This is a genomic window from Actinosynnema sp. NPDC020468 (assembly GCF_040642015.1).
In the GTDB taxonomy this organism is placed as follows: Bacteria; Actinomycetota; Actinomycetes; order Mycobacteriales; family Pseudonocardiaceae; genus Actinosynnema.
Genome location: NZ_JBFAEO010000008.1, coordinates 161,944 through 179,476, shown reverse-complemented (window position 1 = coordinate 179,476; position 17,533 = coordinate 161,944). Strand labels below are relative to the sequence as shown.

Here is a 17,533-nt window from a genome sequence, read left to right as displayed (position 1 = left end):
GGCGGGCCGCCGCGCGTGCCCCCCCTCCACCGCGCCCCCCGCCCCGGCCCAGGTCCTGCTCGAAGTACTCACGACGGCGTTGGCGAGACAGCCGATCAAGGAAACGTGATCCGGTGCCCTCCCCTGCGCCGGCGGGGTGGGCCCCTGGACGAGCGCATCCCGGCTGACGGTGAATTACCCGGTCGGCGTACCCGGATGTTCGGTGGCAGGCGCCGCCGAGCGCGAGCTCGTTCCCGCCCGAATTCGTCCACCGAGGACGGTGTCACCGCGGTCGCGGACCATGTCGGTGACGGGGCCGCCTTTGGTGGTGCGCACAAATCTCGACCGGCACCGGCTGGATCCGGTCGCGATGCTGTTGACACTCCCCCGGCCGCCGGACTAAGTCTGATGACGGCGGTGCGGTGATTGCCATCGGGGGCGTTGCCGCGGGTGTTCGCCCCTGGGCGGACACCCGGTCGATTTCCGCGCCTTTCCCTACGCTCGACAGGTGTGAGCACCACCGGGATCGGCCCGGGGTGCGCGGTTCGCTTGACGGAAAGGCGTGAGGGGAACTTGTCCGCTGAGCAGGGGCGTGAGCGGTTGTCCGGCCACTACTTCGAGTTCAACCGGGCGGAGTGGGCGGAGTTGAGGGAGTCGACCCCGATGACGCTGACCGAGGACGACCTGGTCGACCTCCAGGGTGTCAACGAGGAGCTGTCCGTCGAGGAGATCGTCGAGGTCTACCTGCCGCTGTCGCGGCTGCTCAACCTGTACGTCGCGGCCACGCAGGGACTGCACCAGGTGGCGAACTCGTTCCTCGGCCGCGACTCGGCCAAAACCCCGTACGTGCTGGGCATCGCGGGCAGTGTGGCCGTGGGCAAGAGCACGACGGCGCGCGTGCTCCGCGCGCTGCTCTCGCGCTGGGCGGACCACCCGGAGGTCGAGCTGGTCACCACCGACGGGTTCCTGCTACCCAACCGCGAGCTGGCCGAGCGCAACCTCATGCACCGCAAGGGTTTCCCGGAGAGCTACGACGTGCGGCGGCTGATCCGCTTCCTGGACGACATCACCTCCGGGCGCCCGGAGGTCACCGTGCCGAAGTACTCGCACCTGGTGTACGACGTGCTGCCCGAGGTGGACACGATCTCGCCGCCGGACATCCTCATCGTCGAGGGGCTCAACGTGCTCCAGACGTCGCCGAACCCGGCGCGCGGCCGGGCCGCCGTGTTCGTGGCGGACTTCCTGGACTTCACGATCTACCTCGACGCCGATCGGGAACACCTCAGGAAGTGGTACGTGGACAGGTTCCTGACGTTGCGCAGGACCGCTTTCCGGGACCCGGCCTCGTACTTCCACCGCTACTCCAGCCTTTCCCTGAGCGACGCCCGGCGGACCGCGCTCGACATCTGGGACCGGATCAACGGGCCGAACCTGGTCGAGAACATCGCGCCCACCAGGTCGCGGGCGCGGCTGGTGTTGCGGAAGGGCGGTGACCACCGGGTGGACCACATCCGGCTGCGCAAGTTGTGACCGGGGCGGACAGGCCTCGACGGCGGAAGACGGTACGGGGGTGGAACTGGTGTTGTTGGACACGTTCAAGGTCGTGCACTGGATGAATGCCCGCAAGTTCACCGGGGACGAACTGGCGGCGCGGCTGGGCGTCGACGGTACGGCGCTGGCGGAGCTGTTGTCCGCCGACACCTGCACGGTGTCCGAGGACTTGGCGCAGTTGCTGGCGAAGGCGCTCGACGTGGATACCGGGCAGCTCGCCGGCGACGAGCGGCGGGAGACCGTGGTGATCCGCACGGCCGCCGAGATGCGCGCGACCCGCCGTGCCGTCCGGCGCGACGGCGCGCACTTCTACAACTACTACACAATGGCTGCGCCGCGGGGGAAAGTCGCGCCGGTCATCCTGGACGTCCTGTGCCCGGCGGACCGGCTGCCCGCGCTCAACAACGGTCACCTGGAACCGGCGATCACGGTCAACCTCGGTCCGGGCGACATCAACGGCAGGTGGGGCGAGCAGCTCACCGACGCGACCTGGCGGCGGATGCGGGCCAACCGCGGTGCGGACCCCTGGGTGACCGGGGACTCCTACGTCGAGCCGTCGTACTGCCCGCACACCTACGCGCTGGCGACCGACGAGCCCGCCCGGATCATCTCCTACACCGGGGAATCCGGTCTGGCGCCGCTGATCGGCGAGTCGAACCTGTGGCCGGACCACGCGTTCGAGGCGCTGCTCGCCGCGGTGGCGGACGGCGGGCCCGGCGCGGTCCTGGCGGCGACGGCCGCCCGACGCGGCTACGACGAGGCCGCCCTGGCCGCCGCGGCGGGCGTTCCGCAGGCGCGGGCGACCGAGTTGCTGCGCGGTCGCGCCGAGCCGGACCTGGCGGAGGCGCGGGCGTTCGGCCGGGTGCTGGCGACCGACTACCGGGTGTTGCTGCCCGCGCCGCGGGAGCACGACGAGGTCGGCAAGACCTTCTGCTCCGTCGAGCAGAGCAGGGCGGACGCGCGGGACTTCCGCGGGTACCGGGTGGCGCCCCTGGCGGGTGCCGGCCACCTGCCCGACCTGACGGGGTTGTACGTGCGGGTCGACGGTGACGCGGCCCGGCTCGACCTGAGTGAGTTCGGCGAGACCCACTACCTGGTGCGCGGCGGCGCGGTGACCCTGCGGTGGCGGCGCGCGGACGGCGGCGTGTCGGCGGCGGAGCTGACCGAGGACGACAGCGCGTGGGTCGCCCCGTTCGTCGCGCACGGCTGGTCGGGTCGGGGTGACCTGGTGAAGCTCGGCAGCGGGCGACACCTGTCCTCCGTGGACTTCCTGGAGCTGTCGAACACCTTCCGGCCGGGCACCGCGCTGCGCCGGGGTCGGCGCGACCGGCTCGGCTGGGGCTACGACCCGTCGGCGGTGCGCTGATGCGCGTGGTCTACACGGATCCGGCGTGGGCGGTGGACGAGCACGGCGCGCTGGACCCGGACGCGGCGTGGGTCGAGCGCGAGGTGTACGGCGAGGACGTCGAGTTCGTGCCGGGACTGCACCGGGACGGGCGGTTCCTGACCGACGGACCGGAGTTCGCCGAGCTCGTCGCCGGTGCCGACGCCCTGGTGGTGTACCGCTGCCAGGTCACCCCCGCGCTGCTCGCGGCGGTCGGGCCGTCCTGCCGGGTGGTCGCGCGGCAGGGCGTCGGCCTGGACAACCTCGCCGTCCCGCTGCTGCGCGCATCGGGCCTGTGGGGCTTCCACGTGCCCGACTACTGCGGTGACGAGGTCAGCACCCACACCCTGGCGCTCGCGCTGGGCCTGGAACGCGGCCTGTGCGTGCAGGACCGGCTGGTCCGCGCCGGCCGGTGGAACATCCACGCCGGCCGGATCCCGCGCCGGACGGCCGCGCTGACCGCCGGGATCGTCGGCTTCGGCCGCATCGGCCGCGCCACCGCCCGGAAGTTGCAGGCGTGCTACGGGCAGGTGCTCGCCCACGACCCGCACGTGCCGGCCGACCTGATGGCGAGCCACGGCGTGCGCCACCGCCCGGCGCTGACCGCGCTGCTGGCCGAGTCCGACCTCGTCGTGCTGCACGCGGACCTGAACGAGGGGACGCGGCACCTGATCGACGCCGAGGCACTGCGCCACGTCCGCCCGGGCGCACTGCTGGTGAACACCGCGCGCGGTGCCCTGGTCGACCTGCCGGCGGTGCTGGAGGCACTGGGCGACGGCCGGCTGGGTGGTTTCGCGTCGGACGTGTTCACCCCGGAGGACCCGAACGACGACGCGGTCGGGCGGGAGCTGTTGGGCAGGCAGGACGTCATCGTCAGCGCGCACCGCGCCTTCCTGTCCGCCGAGTCGGAGACCAGCCTGCGGCGGCGCGTGGCCGACGGTGTGCGGCACGTGCTGACCAGGAACGAGCCACCACCCTTCGGGCGCGTCGCGTGAGGCGGGCCGTCCGGCGGGGTGCGGAGGAATGGGGGAAACATGCACAGGATCAGCGGTGAGTCGTTCCGGGCGGTGCTGGCGCGCGAGGGCGCCGTCCGGGTGGCGGGCGCGCACGACGCGCTCGGTGCGTCACTGGCGCAACGGGCCGGGTTCCCGGCGGTGTGGGCGTCGAGCCTGGAGATCTCCGCGGCGCGCTGCGTTCCGGACGCGAGCATGCTCACCATGACCGAGTACCTGGAGGCGGCGGTGCGGATGCAGCGCCAGATCGGTATCCCGGTCGTCGCGGACTGCGACACGGGGTTCGGCAACAACCTCAACGTGGCCTACCTCGTCCACGAGTACGAGGCCGCGGGCATCACGGCGATCTGCATCGAGGACAAGTACTACCCGAAGATGAACAGCTTCGCGCCGGGCAGGCACGACCTGCTCGACGTCGACACGTTCGCGCGCAAGATCGCGGTGGCCAAGCAGGCGCAGAGCGGCGAGGACTTCTTCGTCATCGCCCGGACCGAGGCGATCATCAGCGGACTGGGCGTGGACGAGGCGCTCAAACGCGGCCACGCGTACGTGAAGGCCGGGGCGGACGCCGTCCTCGTGCACTCCAAGGCGAAGACGAACGTCCAGGTGCTGTCGTTCCTCCAGCAGTGGGACTCCCCGGTGCCGGTCGTCGTGGTGCCGACGACCTACCCGGACTGGCCCTTCGACGAGGCGGTCGCGGCGGGCGCGTCCGTTGTCATCTACGCGAACCAGGGCCTGCGCGCGACCGTCGGGGCGTTGCGGGACACCTTCCGGGCGATCGTGGCGCAGGGCAGCTCGGTGGCCCTGGAGGGCGATCTCGCCACGCTGGACGACGTCTTCGACCTCCAGCGGCTGCGGCAGTGGCAGGAGCTGGACCGGTGATCGACGCGGAGGACTTCTGCGCCCGGCTCGCCGCGCGGGGCTTCACCCACGGCACCGGCGTGCCCTGCTCGTACTTCAGCGGGCCGATCGAACTGCTCTCCCGCGAAGGCCGGTACCTCCCGGCGGCGAACGAGGGCGCGGCGCTCGCCATCGCGGCGGGCGCGGCGCTGGCGGGCCGCCGCACCGCGGTCCTGGCGCAGAACTCCGGTCTGGGCAACATGGTGAACCCGCTGACCTCGCTCAGCCTCGTCTACGACATCCCGGTGCTGGTGTTCGCGAGCCTGCGCGGGTGGCCGGACCCGGCGCGGGACGAGCCGCAGCACGCGGTGATGGGTCCGGCCACCACGAGGTTGCTCGACGGCCTCGGTGTCGCGTGGTCGCTGCTGGACGAGGACCCGACCCGATTCCCCGACGTGCTCGACGCCGCCGAGGAGGAGCTGCGCCGCGGCAGGCCCGCTTTCGTGCTGGTGCGCAGGAACGCGGTCGGCGGTGTCGCGAGACCGCCCGCCGGCCCGGCTTCCGGGCCGACCCGGGCGGACGTGCTGCGGGCGCTGGTGCCCGAGCTGCGCGGGGCGGCCGTCGTGTCCACGACCGGGTACACCTCCCGCGAGCTGTTCGCGGTGCGGGACGACGAGAACCACTTCTACATGCAGGGCTCGATGGGGCACGCGGCGGCGCTGGGCCTCGGGGTGGCGCTCGGCCTGCCCTCCCGGCCGGTCGTGGTGCTCGACGGCGACGGTGCGGCGCTGATGCACCTGGGCACGCTGTCCACGATCGGGGCGGCGGCGCCCGCGAACCTGGTGCACGTCGTGTTCGACAACGGCGCGTACGAGTCGACCGGTTTCCAGGCCACGACCTCGGGCACGACCGACTTCGTCCACATCGGACTGTCGAGCGGGTACCGGACGGCGCGCGAAGCCACCGACCCGGACGACGCCGCCGCCCTGCTGCGCGGGATGCTCGCGGCGGAGGGGCCGCACCTGCTGGTGGTCCGGGTGTCGCCGGCGACCGGTTCCGCGCCGCCCCGGGCGACCGCGGCGGTGAGCGCTCCCCTTCTGCACCACCGCTTCCGCACCGCGCTCACGGGGGTGGCACCGGGATGCGGGTGATGTGCGGCAGGGGCGCGATCGCCCGGCTGCCGGAGGTGCTGGCGGGTTACGGCGCCGAGCGGGTCCTCGTGGTCGCGAGCCGCCGCCGGTTCCGCGCCGCCCGCTTCCCGCCCGGCGTCGACGTCGAGCTGTTCGACGGCTTCTCGCCCAACCCGGTCCTGGCCGACGTGGTGCGCGCCTGCGCGGTGCGGGACGAGCGGCGGCCCGACGTGGTGGTGGGGCTCGGCGGCGGCAGCGCCCTCGACGTGGCCAAGTGCGCCCGGCTGCTGCCCGCCGACCTCACCGCCGCGCGCGCCGTACTGGACGGCGGCGCGGTCGAGGGTCGCGCTCGGGCACCGCTGGTGCTCGTGCCGACGACGGCGGGCTCGGGCAGCGAGGTCACCCGCTTCGCGACCCTGTACGACAGGGGGGCGAAGCGGTCGTTCGACCGGGCACGGGTCCGGGCCGACGTCGCCATCGTCGACCCGGACCTCCTCGGGTCGTGCCCGCCGGAGCTGGTGGGCAGCTGCGCCTTCGACGCGCTGTGCCACGCGGTCGAGTCCCTGTGGAGCAGGCGGGCGACGGCGCCGTCGCGCGGGTTCGCCCGCGCCGCGCTGCGCGGTCTCGTCCCGCTGCTCGCCGAGGGGGCGCGCGTGCCGGACGCCGCGCAGCGCGACGTCCTGGCCCGCGCGGCGCTCGCGGCGGGACGTGCGATCGACTTGACGAGGACCACGGCGGCCCACGCCTTCGCCTACCGGCTCACGTCCGCCCACGGCGTGCCGCACGGGGTGGCGTGCCTGCTGAACCTGAGTTGGCTGCTGCCGTACAACATCGAGCGCGCGGGTGTCCCCGAGGTCGTGGCGCTGCTCGGCGCGACGGGCCGCGACCCGCTCGACGTGGTGGTCGGCGCGTTCGGCCGGTTCGGCTGGTCGCACCGCCTGCGGGACTACGGCGTCACGCGGGACGACCTGCCGGCCCTGGTGGACGCCGGTTTGGGTGTCCGAGCGCGGGCGGACAACAACCCCGCGCCGCTGGAGCGCGGGGAAGTGTTGGAGGGACTGCGCCGAGTCCTGTGAGGGTGGGCGCCCACCCTCACCGGTGGGCGCTCGCGAACCACACCCGGCCGGCGCCGGCGCCCCGGGTCGGTCGTGGGACGTCCCGGCCGAGCGACCGCGCGACCTCGGTCGGCTCCACCACCCGCGCGGCCCAGCCTCGCGCGGCCAGCCACGCGGCCGGGTCGTCCACGGCCGACAGCCAGGCCGCGCCGTTGCGGGCGAACTCGCCGAGGTCGAGGTCACTCGGCCGGCCGTCCAGGAAGGCGGTGTTGACCTGTTCCACGGCGAGCCTGCTGCCCACCGACGACGCCGAGCCCACGCCGGCCAGCACGGCCTCCTGCACGGGAGGCGGCAGGAAGAACAGGATTCCCTCGGCCACCCAGGCGATCGGCTCGTCCACGCGCAGGCCGGCGCCCACCAGGTCCGCGAGCCAGTCGCCCGTGAGGTCGCTCGGCACCACCACCCGGTCGGCGGTGGGCCGCGCGCCCGCCGAGTCGATCACCCGCTGCTTGAACGCGAGCACGTCGGGCAGGTCCAGCTCGAACACAGTGGTGTCGCGCGGCAGGCCGAGCCGGAACGCCCGGGTGTCCAGGCCCGCCGCCAGGATCACGACCTGGCGGCAGCCATCGGCACGCGCCCGCACCACGAAGTCGTCGAAGTACCTGGTGCGCACGGCGAAGAAGTCGTGGTGCGGTGCCCCGTCCTTCCGCAGCGCCGCGTACGGGACGGCGTCCGGCCCGCCCGCCGCGCCGACGAACGCGTCCGCCAGGTCGTCGGTGAACAGCGCGTCGGGTCGACGCGACTCCACGGCGCGGGCGAGTGCGATCACGAAGGCCGTCGACTCCACCGCGGACCCGGCGAAGGAACGCCCCGAGTTCATCGGACCTCCTCCTCGAGGCGCCGGTCCAGGCCGGGATCGACGTCGGGCACGCGGTAGTCGCGCACGAACCGCTCCTCCAGCAGCAGGATGCTCAGCACCTGGAGGTAGGAATGGCTGTAGGGGTAGGGAACGTGGCCGTTCTCGAACGTGCCGACCTTGTCCAGCAACGCCTTCACCCCGACCCGGTCCAAAATAGAGGACGAGTCCGGTGCGGACGAGAGCAGGTCGTCCACCCAGTCACCGGCACCGGGCAGCAGGGCGCCCGCTCCGGGCACGCGCAGGCCGAACTTGGGCCGCCGCACCACCTCCTCGGGCAGCACGTCCGCGAACGCGTCCCGCAGCACGCGCTTCTCCTGCGCTCCGCGCAGCGCCCACTCCCTCGGCAGCGAGGTCGCGAACGCGACCAGCGCCGGGTCGAGGAACGGGTAGCGCGACTGGAGCGTGGACCCCGCCGCCGGCCGGTCGCCCTGGCAGGTCATGCCGTACCCGATGAAGAGGGTGTGGATGTCGAGCCACTGCGCCCGCCGGACCAGGTCCCAGCGGTCGAAGTCGGGCACCTGGCCGTGCACCCAGTCGAGCAGCCGGCGGTCGACGTCCGCCGCCCGCACGTCGCCCGCCAGCAGCCCGGCGACCGGCTCGCTCTCGAAGCGGCGCAGGTGCACGCCGAACGGCGAGCTCCCGAGTCGGTCCCGGTGGAACCGCACGATGTCCGGGCTGCTGGTCGAGTCGGTGGCCCGGATGTCGTGCAGCACGCGATCGAGCTCGCCCGCCGCGCCGTCGAGCGACCCCGAACGCAGGAACTCCTGCGCCACCACCGCTTCCTTGGTGATGTCGTACCCGAGGAACAGCTCGTCGGCGCCACCGCCGCTGACCATGAGCCGCATTCCGTGCTCGGTGGCGTGCCGGGCGAGCAGCGCGTACCCGATGGGCGCGGCGCGGAACAGCGGGACCTCGCACCGGTGCACCGCGTCCGCGAACGAATCCCGGATGTCCTTCTCCGACACCGTGATCGAGGAGTGCTCCGAGCCCAGCGCCGACACGACGACCTGCTGGTGGTGCGACTCGTCCACGCGCCGGTCGGCCAGGCGGATCGAGAAGGTCCGCAGGGCGCCGCCGCGCAGCTCGCGGACGATGGAGGCGATGACGGCGGAGTCGAGCCCGCCGCTGACCAGGACGCCGACCCCGTCGTCGGTGCCCGGGTTCCCGATGCGGGTTCGCACGGCCTCGGTGAGGGTGGCCCGAAGCCGCGCCTTCGCCTCGTCGTAGTCCGCCGGGGGGTCGGCCGGCGGCGAACCGATCGCGTCGAAGCCGTGGAAGTGCTTGCGCAGCTCGGTGTTGTCCTCGCGGACCGTCAGGACGTGACCGGAGGGGAGGGAGTCGACGTGCTCGAAGGAGGTCTCGCCGGGTATCGCCGCCCAGAAGCGGGAGGCGGCCAGCACGCGGGACGCGGACAGCTCGCGCGGCACCTCGGGAAACCCGAGCACACCCTTGATCTCCGACGCGAAGTAGAGCGCACCGCCTCGACGGGAGTAGTAGAGCTGGCGCTCGCCGAACGGGTCCCGGGCCAGCGTCAGCTCGCCGCGCTCCCGGTCGTAGAACGCAAACGCGTACTGCCCGTTCACCCGACGAAGGGTGTCGCGCACGCCCCAGCGCGCCAGCGCCCACAGCAACACCTCGGTGTCGCCGGCGGTGTCGAAGCGGCACCCCTCGGCGGCCAGCTCGGCACGCAGCGCGCCCGCGTTGAAGACCTCGCCGTTGAACCCGAGCACGAACCGGCGGTCCGGGGTGCGCATCGGCTGCCGCCCGCGCACGGGGTCGGTGAACGGACGGCCGACCACACCCAGCGCCAGCCGCCCGTCGTGGTAGGACCCGGCCGCGCCCGGTCCCCGGTGGGCGATGGCCCGGATCGCGCGGTCCAACCCCGCGCGCCTGCGGTCGTCGTCGCGGTTCCCGAAGGAACCGGCTATGCCTCCCATGTGTGCCCCCGAGTTCTCGTGTGTTCAGTACCTGCCGGTGGCCGGCGCCACGGCCCGGCCGGGTCCGTACGGCGCCCGGTCAAGCCACGCGCCGAGGCTCGGCACCCACGGCGCGAGCAGCCCGGAAACCCGTCGTGCGGCCACCCGGACGCGACCGCGCGGCCTCATGTGGGCGAGCGCGGCGGCCGCCGCCGCGCTGTTGGCCAGTGCCGCCGCCCGGCGTCGTTCCGCGAACTCGTCGACGGCGGCCCGCGCCCGCGCCCCGCTGGTCGCGAGGCGGGCGACGGCGATCGCGGTCGCGGCGCTGTCGGCGTCGGCGATGCCGCTGTTCATGCCCCGCGCGCCGAACGGCGGGAACAGGTGCGCGGCCTCGCCGACGAGCAGGACCCTTCGCCGCGGATCGGTGAAGGTGTCCGCGACCCGGTGCGTGAAGTGGTACTTCGACGCCCACCTGATCCGCTCCGCGTACGCGGCCGGTACCACCCTGGGCAGCCACCGGCGGACGGCGTCGAGGGTCGCGAACTCGTCGTCGGCGTCGGTCGCCCGGCACTGGAGGTCCACCTGGAACCCGGAGGCGAACGGCACGACCAGCACGTTGCGGCCGCCGAGCCCCGGGTGCTCGTAGTGGAAGACGCGCGCCGGTGGCCGGGGATCGGCCGGGTCCTCCTCCACGTCCACCACGACGTGGTACGAGTCGGACCGGTGGCCCGGCGACCCGATGCCGAGCGCGGCGCGCAGCCGTGACCTCGCGCCGTCGGCGGCGACCACGTGCCCGGCCGGGAGGTCACGTCCGTCCACTGTGGAGAGCACGACCCCGGTGGTGCCGACGTCGACGCCGCCGATCCTGGTGTCCCACTCGAACCGCACACCCACGTCGTGGCACGCGGCCAGCAACAGGCGCTCGGTCTCGGTCTGCCGCAGGCTCACGAACGGTGGCGGGCGGTCGGGCGGGCCCGGCGGGTACGTGCGGGAGTGGACCTGCCTACACCGGTAGAAGGTCTGCTGCCGGGTCCACACCAGCCCGCGTTCGGCGAACTCCCGGCGCAGACCGGGCCGCAGGCGGTCCAGCAGGGCGAGCGATTCGCCGTGCACGAACAGCGCCCGGCTCCCGGAACGGACCCGGTCGGCCGGTTCCGCCTCGTACACGACGGTGGGGATGTCCAGTGCGCGCAAGGCCAGCGCCGCGGTCAGCCCGGCCGGACCGGCGCCCACCACGGCCACCGGGTCGGTCGCCGTCATCCGTCGCCACCACCCGCGCGGAGCACGAACCGGCGGAGCTTGCCGGTCGGCGTCCTCGGCAGCGCGCCGACCACGGTCACCGACCTCGGCACCTTGAACGGCGCGAGGCTCCTCCTGGCCAGGTCGAGCAACTGCGCCTCCAGCAGGGCCGGGTCCACCTCGTCGGTGGTGGTGACGACGAACGCGCGCAGCCTGGTCGCGCCCGAGTCGTCCGGTACGGCCGCCACCCCGACCTCGCGCACCTCCGGGTGCTCGCCGAGCACCTGTTCCACCTCCAGCGGGGAAACCTTGATACCGCCCACCATCTCGATGTCGTCCGCCCGTCCGGCGTGGGCGTAGGAACCGTCCGGGTTGCGGACCGCGCGGTCCCCCGTCCGGAGCCACCCGTCGACGAGCACGCGCGCGGTCTCGTCGGGACGTCCGTGGTAGTGGGTCATGATCGAGGGACCGCGCACCCACAGCTCGCCGACCTCCCCGTCGGGCCCGCCCTCGCGGCCGATCCGGAGTTCGTAGCCGGGCAAGGGGAATCCGATGGTGCCCGGCACGTCCCGGTCGAGGGTGTTCGCGCAGCAGGCCCCGCCGATCTCGGTGGAGCCGAGCTCGTCCAGCACGGGTGCGCCGAGCAGCGTCCGCGCCCGTGCGCCGAGGTGCGGGGTGAGCCGTTCCCCGGCGGAGACGGCGACCCGGACGGAGCGGAAGGCCTCGGCGTCGGCGTCGACCACCAGTCCGGCGTACGCGGAGGGCACCGCGTGCAGGACCGTCACCCGGTGTCGCCGCACCGCTTCCGCGACCGCGGCGGGTGTGGGCTTCCCCGGCAGGAGCACGGCCGACGACCCCGAGTGCAGCGGGTAGACCAGGCTGTTGCCGAACCCGTAGGCGAAGTACAGCTTCGACAGGGAGAAGCTGACGTCGTCCGGGGTGATCCGCAGCATCCGGACACCCACCGCGTCGTGGCACGGCGCCAGGTTCCCGTGCCGGTGCACCGCGCCCCTGGGGTCGCCGGTGGTGCCCGAGGTGTAGTGGATGTAGAGCGGCGCGTCGTCCGGCACCGGGCGGGCGTCCGCCGGGGGCGCGGTGCGCGCCGCGTCCAGCAGCGCGTCGATCCCGGACCGGGGCGTGACGCCGAAGCGGTGCGCGAGCTCCGGCGCGGTGACCGCGAACGCGGGCGAGCAGTCGCGCACGAGCCGGTCGTGCTCCCCGGCGCCCGAGTTCGGGTTCACCGGCACGGCCACCGCGCCGATCCGGGCGATCGCCAGGAAGAGGCACACCCATGCCGCGCCGTCGGGCAGCGCCACCACCACGCGCTGTCCTCTGTGGACTCCACGGGCGCTCAGCGCCGTGGCCAGCCGGGCCGAGGTGTCGTGGACTTCGCCGTGCGCCCAGGACTTCCCGCCGACCTCGTGGTACGCCACCCGGCTCCACCAACCCTCCCGACCCGCGAGGTCGGCGATGCGCGCCGCGACGTTGACCACGTGGCCCTCCCCTCGGGAGTTGCGATGTGCCTCGCGATCGACGCTAACCACCCGGCGCGCACCACTCCAGGTTTCCTGTGTGTCGGCACAAAGCGGGTGGACTTCTCCGCGCCGGTGCGCTGTGGTCGGATGGCGGCGGCGGCACGCCGGGCTCGATGCCCCCGGTGGTGCCCCGAACTTCCCGCAGCACCCGCGATCCGGGGCGTGCGCGCGTCCGCGCTGCCTGCGAAGACTCCCACGAGGTCCGATGCGCACTTTGCTGATCGACAACTACGACTCGTTCACCTACAACCTCTTCCACCTGCTGGGCGAGGTGAACGGCGAGCCGCCCGCGGTGGTGTCCAACGACGACCGGTTCGACCTGGCGGACCTGCGCCACTTCGACAACGTGGTGATCTCACCGGGCCCGGGCCGTCCGGAGCGGACCGCCGACTTCGGCATCTGCGCGGACGTCATCGCCGCGGGCGACCTGCCCCTGCTCGGGGTTTGCCTGGGGCACCAGGGACTGTGCCTGCTCGCGGGCGGCGAGGTGGGGCCCGCGCCCGAGGTCCGGCACGGGCGGCTCTCCCCCGTGCTGCACGACGGGCGGGAGCTGTTCGCCGGGCTCCCGTCGCCGTTCCACGCCGTCCGCTACCACTCGCTCGCGGTCACCCGCGTGCCGGACGAGGTCGAGGTGACGGCGCGGACACCGGACGGCGTCGTGATGGCCGTGCGGCACCGCACCCGGCCGCAGTGGGGCGTCCAGTTCCACCCCGAGTCGATCCTGACCGAGCACAGCCGGGAGCTGCTGGCGAACTTCCGCGAGCTCACCAGGCGCCACGCGCCACGTCGGGTGGCGCGCACGGCCAAGCCCGCGCCCGCCCGCCCGGCGGCGCCCGCCGCGCCACCGCGAACGCGCCGCGCCGAGGTCCTCGTGCGCCGCGTGGACGTCACGCTCGACGCGCGCCGCGTGTACCAGGAGCTGTACCGGGACGGGGTGAACCCGTTCTGGTTGGACAGCAGCTCGACCGCCGGCCCCGACGGGCGGATCTCGGTGCTGGGCGACGCTTCCGGGCCGCTGGCGCGGACCGCTCAGGCCGACGTCCGCCGGGGCGTGGTGGAGGTGGAGTCCCGGCACGGCACCGAACTGGTGGCGGGTTCGTTCCTCACCTGGTTGGACCGCGACCTGCGGTCGTTCGACGTGCGCGTGCCCGCGTTGCCCTTCGGCTTCGCGCTGGGGTGGGTCGGCTACCTCGGCTACGAGCTGAAGGCGGAGTGCGGCGGGCGGCGGGCGCACCGGGCCGGGACACCGGACGCCACGATGGTGTTCGCCGACCGGGCGGTGGTGGTCGACCACCACGCCGGGTGCCTGTACCTGCTCGCCCTGGCGGAGGACCCAGCCGGCGCCCCGGCCTGGCTCGAGGCCACGCGGGAGCGGCTGGAGGCGCTGGCCCGCGTGCCGGAGGCCGACCTGCCGCCACCCCGTCCGGTGCGCCTGAGCGGCAGGCTGCGCGCCCGGCACGGCAAGCGGGAGTACCTCCGGCTGGTCGAACGCGCGCAGCGGGAGATCGCGGCGGGTGAGAGCTACGAGGTCTGCCTGACCAACGCGGTGACCGGGTGGGGCGAGGTGGACCCGTTCGAGGCGTACCGGTTCCTGCGCGAGCACAACCCGGTCCCGTTCGGCGCGCTGCTCCGGTTCGGCCGGCTGGCGGTCCTGAGCACCTCGCCCGAGCGGTTCGTCTCCGTCGGCCGGGACGGCACGGCGGAAGCCAAGCCCATCAAGGGAACCCGGCCGCGCGGCCCGACCCCGGAGGAGGACGAGCGCCTGCGGCGCGACCTGGCGTCCAGCGAGAAGGACCGGGCCGAGAACCTCATGATCCTCGACCTGCTGCGCAACGACCTCGGCCGCCACGCCCGGCTCGGCTCGGTGCACGTGCCGAAGGCGTTCGACGTGGAGAGCTACGCGACCGTGCACCAGCTGGTGAGCACCGTCCGGGCCCGGCTGGCACCCGGGGTGTCGGCCGTGCGGGGCGTGCAGGCGGCGTTCCCCGGCGGGTCCATGACCGGCGCGCCGAAGGTGCGGACGATGCAGATCGTCGACGAGCTCGAAGCGGGTCCGCGGGGCGTGTACTCGGGCGCGCTCGGGTACTTCTCGCTGTGCGGCGCGGCGGACCTCAGCATCGTGATCCGGACCCTGGTGGTCGACGGCCGGCGGGTGGAGTTCGGTGTCGGCGGCGCGGTGATCGCGCTGTCGGACCCGGAGGAGGAGTTCGCGGAGACCGTCGTGAAGGCGACGCCGATGTTGCGCCTGTTCGGGCAGGCGTTCCCGGAGGGCGGCGAGGACCCGGCGACCCTCACGGGCGCCTGAACCGCGTTCGGCGGTCGGCGCGGGTGGTTCCACCAGACCGGAACCACCCGCGCCGGCCGCCGGGGTGACGGCGGGCGGCGCTCAGGTGAACGTGTGCTCGGCGCCGGGGAAGCGCCGCGCGCGGACGTCCCGCGCGAAGGAGGTCGCCGCGGCGTCGAGCGCCCCGGCGAGGTCGGCGTAGCGCTTGACGAAGCTCGGCACCCGGCCGCGCCCCAGCCCCGCCATGTCCGTCCAGACCAGCACCTGGCCGTCCGTGTGCGGTCCCGCGCCGATGCCCACGGTCGGGATGCGCAGCTCACCGGTGACGGTCTTGGCGACCTGGTCGGCCACCATCTCGAGCACCACGGCGAACGCGCCCGCGTCCTCGACCGCGTGCGCGTCGGCGACGACCGACGTGGACGTGTCGCCCCGGCCCTGCACCCGGTACCCGCCGAGCCGGTGCTCGCTCTGCGGTGTGAAGCCGACGTGGCCCATCACCGGGATGCCCGCGTTCACGACCGCCGTGATGTGCGGGGCGAACGCGCGTCCGCCTTCGAGCTTGACCGCGTGCGCGCGGCCTTCCTTCATCAGCCGCACCGCGGTGCCGACGGCCTGTTCGACCGACACCTGGTAGGAGCCGAACGGCAGGTCGGCGACGACCAGCGCGTGCTTCGCCGACCGGGTCACGGCGCGGACCAGCGGCACCATCTCCTCGATCGTGATCGGGATCGTGGTCTCGTGACCGAAGACGCTGTTGGCCGCGGAGTCGCCGACGAGCAGCACCGGAATGCCCGCGTCGTCGAAGATCCCGGCGGAGTGCACGTCGTAGGTGGTGAGCATCGGCCACGCCTCGCCGCTCTCCTTCAGCGCTTGGAGGTGCGGGATCCGGATGCGCCGCCTCGGTGGGCGTTCGGGGGTCGTTTCCATGGTTCTCCTGCTTCGAGCGTGTCGGACCGTGGGACGTGCCTTGCGCGAGGGCGCCCGGTCGCGGCGGTCGTCACACCGGCCGGTCGACCAGGGACTGGTACACCAGGTTCTTGAAGACCCGCTGGTAGTACCTCGCCCGCCAGTACTTCTGGGTCATCAGCAGCGCGACGAGGTCCTCGGCCGGGTCGACCACGAAACTGGTGGATCCGCGGCCGAACCACCAGTAGTCGCCGACCGTGCCGAGCACCGCCGCCGGTCCCGCGTGCCGGCGCACGGCGACGCCGAGGCCGAAGCTGTGGCCCTCGCCGGGGATGAAGTCGGGCCCGGTGCCCCGCAACGGGCCGAGCTGGTCGGCGGTGAGCAGCTCGACCGACTTGCGGCCGAGCACCCGCTGCCCGTCGACCTCGCCGCCGCCGAGCAGCATGCGGGCCAGCCGCAGGTAGTCGCCCAGGGACGAGAAGGCGCCGCTGCCGCCGGACAGGAACGCGGGGCGCGAGGTGAGGTCGCGCATCGGACTGCCCGCGGTGAAGGGCTCCGGCGGCTGCACGATCAGGTGCGCGCGTTCCGGTGGCACGAAGAACCCCGTGTCGGCCATGCCGAGCGGGTCCAGGACGCGGTCGGCGACCAACTCGTCCAGCGGCCGGCCGGACACCACCTGGAGCAGGTGCCCCACGACGTCGGCGGACCGGCCGTACTCCCAGTGGGACCCGGGCTGCATGGCCAGCGGCAGCTTGGCGATCGACGCGGTGAAGTCCTCCACCGACTGCGCGTACGCCGCGTCCGTGTGGTCGAAGTCGCGAACGCCCGCCTCCTCGTACAGCTTCAGCATCCACGGCGAGCCCCGGTAACCGCCGACGATGCCCGACGTGTGCCGGAGCAGGTCCAGGACGGTCATCTCCCGCCGCGCGTCCACCAACCGGAACGAACCGCCCGGGGTGGACTCGCCGACGGGCCGGTCGGCGAGTTCGGGCAGGTACCGCCCCACCGGGTCGGCGAGGTCGAGCAGTCCCTCCTCCACCAGGGACAGCGCCGCCGCGGTGGTGACGAGCTTGGTCATCGAGTAGACGCGGAAGAGCGCGTCGAGCCTGATCGGCGCGGTGTCGGTCCGCGACATCGCGCCGACCTGCGCCACGTACGCCGTGCGTCCGCGGCGGTGCACCAGGGCGAGCGCGCCGGGAATCGACCCGCTGTCCACATGGGACTGAAGCAGGCGTCCGATCCGGGCGAGGCGGGGCGCGGAGAGGCCCACCTCCTCGGGGGACGCGCGAAGACCGAGGTCTGGTTCCGGTGGCACTGGGCTCCCTCAGGTCGGAATCGGCACGTGCACGGGGCACTCCGCGCGGGTCGACTCCCGGCGGACGCGGTGAGGCCGCCCCGGGCCGGGTCGTCGCCGATCCGGCGCGCCGCGGCGCCGTTGACGGCCGGCACCCGGGAGCCCGCTCCTCCCGCGATGACGCAGGTGCGCGACCGCTCCCCGTGGTGGATGTGCGCCACGTCGACTTTCCCGTTCGGCGGGATCCCCGCCGCGGCGAGCGGCTCCGAATCGGCGGTGGGCGATCCCGCGCGGCGCGGGTCGGCCTTCGTCACGGTGGCGCGGCGGGTCGTGGACTTCGGCATCTCCCGGTACACAAGCCCCCCCAGGCCGTGGTGCGACGTCGTGGCTTCCTGCTTACTCGACACCGCGCCGGCCCGGCAAGGACGGTTGTGCGTTTGAACAATTCCGTTGACAACTGCGAGACGACACCAGTAGACCCAAAAGAA

13 protein-coding genes and 1 pseudogene are annotated in these 17,533 nt (G+C 73.5%); 7 read left to right on the top strand and 7 right to left on the bottom strand.

Annotation, left to right across the window (positions count from 1 at the left end):
• Positions 1-552: 552 nt before the first annotated feature.
• From coaA to AB0G50_RS09435, 6 genes are read left to right on the top strand one after another with little or no spacing between them, the layout of a single operon-like run.
• Positions 553-1,509: a type I pantothenate kinase gene (gene coaA / locus AB0G50_RS09460; RefSeq protein ID WP_360104319.1), complete on the top strand. Its 957-nt coding sequence runs from the start codon at positions 553-555 to the stop codon at positions 1,507-1,509.
• Between the two features lie 40 nt (positions 1,510-1,549).
• Positions 1,550-2,896 (top strand): histidine kinase, encoded by a 1,347-nt coding sequence (locus AB0G50_RS09455; RefSeq protein WP_360104316.1) that lies wholly within the window; start codon positions 1,550-1,552, stop codon positions 2,894-2,896.
• Positions 2,896-3,909: a C-terminal binding protein gene (locus AB0G50_RS09450; protein WP_360104313.1), complete on the top strand. Its 1,014-nt coding sequence runs from the start codon at positions 2,896-2,898 to the stop codon at positions 3,907-3,909. The genes AB0G50_RS09455 and AB0G50_RS09450 overlap by 1 nt, the downstream gene beginning before the upstream one ends.
• 39 nt (positions 3,910-3,948) lie before the next feature.
• Complete coding sequence (locus AB0G50_RS09445) at positions 3,949-4,809, top strand: isocitrate lyase/phosphoenolpyruvate mutase family protein (RefSeq protein ID WP_360104310.1); 861 nt, start codon at positions 3,949-3,951, stop codon at positions 4,807-4,809.
• Positions 4,806-5,918 (top strand): phosphonopyruvate decarboxylase, encoded by a 1,113-nt coding sequence (gene aepY, locus AB0G50_RS09440; protein WP_360104307.1) that lies wholly within the window; start codon positions 4,806-4,808, stop codon positions 5,916-5,918. Before AB0G50_RS09445 ends, aepY begins: the two co-directional genes overlap by 4 nt.
• Positions 5,909-6,973: a phosphonoacetaldehyde reductase gene (locus AB0G50_RS09435; RefSeq protein WP_360104304.1), complete on the top strand. Its 1,065-nt coding sequence runs from the start codon at positions 5,909-5,911 to the stop codon at positions 6,971-6,973. Before aepY ends, AB0G50_RS09435 begins: the two co-directional genes overlap by 10 nt.
• A 16-nt stretch (positions 6,974-6,989) precedes the next feature.
• Here AB0G50_RS09435 and AB0G50_RS09430 read toward each other — a convergent pair whose 3' ends face one another.
• The 4 genes from AB0G50_RS09430 to AB0G50_RS09415 are packed head-to-tail and all read right to left on the bottom strand — an operon-like array spanning position 6,990 to position 12,519.
• The gene (locus AB0G50_RS09430; RefSeq protein ID WP_360104302.1) at positions 6,990-7,832 is read right to left on the bottom strand and encodes an SAM-dependent methyltransferase; all 843 of its coding nucleotides are present in this window, start codon (positions 7,830-7,832) and stop codon (positions 6,990-6,992) included.
• Positions 7,829-9,808 (bottom strand): asparagine synthase (glutamine-hydrolyzing), encoded by a 1,980-nt coding sequence (gene asnB, locus AB0G50_RS09425; RefSeq protein WP_360104299.1) that lies wholly within the window; start codon positions 9,806-9,808, stop codon positions 7,829-7,831. Before asnB ends, AB0G50_RS09430 begins: the two co-directional genes overlap by 4 nt.
• Before the next feature lie 24 nt (positions 9,809-9,832).
• Complete coding sequence (locus AB0G50_RS09420) at positions 9,833-11,047, bottom strand: FAD-dependent monooxygenase (protein WP_360104296.1); 1,215 nt, start codon at positions 11,045-11,047, stop codon at positions 9,833-9,835.
• Positions 11,044-12,519 (bottom strand): AMP-binding protein, encoded by a 1,476-nt coding sequence (locus AB0G50_RS09415; RefSeq protein ID WP_360104293.1) that lies wholly within the window; start codon positions 12,517-12,519, stop codon positions 11,044-11,046. Before AB0G50_RS09415 ends, AB0G50_RS09420 begins: the two co-directional genes overlap by 4 nt.
• Positions 12,520-12,766: 247 nt before the next feature.
• On the opposite strand from AB0G50_RS09415, the gene pabB reads away from it, so the two are divergent.
• Positions 12,767-14,866, top strand: a complete 2,100-nt coding sequence (gene pabB, locus AB0G50_RS09410) for an aminodeoxychorismate synthase component I (protein WP_360104290.1) — start codon at positions 12,767-12,769, stop codon at positions 14,864-14,866.
• A gap of 81 nt (positions 14,867-14,947) precedes the next feature.
• On the opposite strand, the gene panB is transcribed toward pabB, so the two are convergent.
• The 3 genes and pseudogenes from panB to AB0G50_RS09395 form a co-directional block, all read right to left on the bottom strand.
• The gene (gene panB / locus AB0G50_RS09405; protein ID WP_360104287.1) at positions 14,948-15,772 is read right to left on the bottom strand and encodes a 3-methyl-2-oxobutanoate hydroxymethyltransferase; all 825 of its coding nucleotides are present in this window, start codon (positions 15,770-15,772) and stop codon (positions 14,948-14,950) included.
• Positions 15,773-15,842: 70 nt separating this feature from the next.
• Positions 15,843-17,066, bottom strand: a complete 1,224-nt coding sequence (locus AB0G50_RS09400) for a serine hydrolase domain-containing protein (protein WP_360104283.1) — start codon at positions 17,064-17,066, stop codon at positions 15,843-15,845.
• A gap of 110 nt (positions 17,067-17,176) precedes the next feature.
• Positions 17,177-17,389 (bottom strand): annotated as a pseudogene (locus AB0G50_RS09395) (aspartate 1-decarboxylase); the annotation flags it as partial.
• Positions 17,390-17,533: the final 144 nt, after the last annotated feature.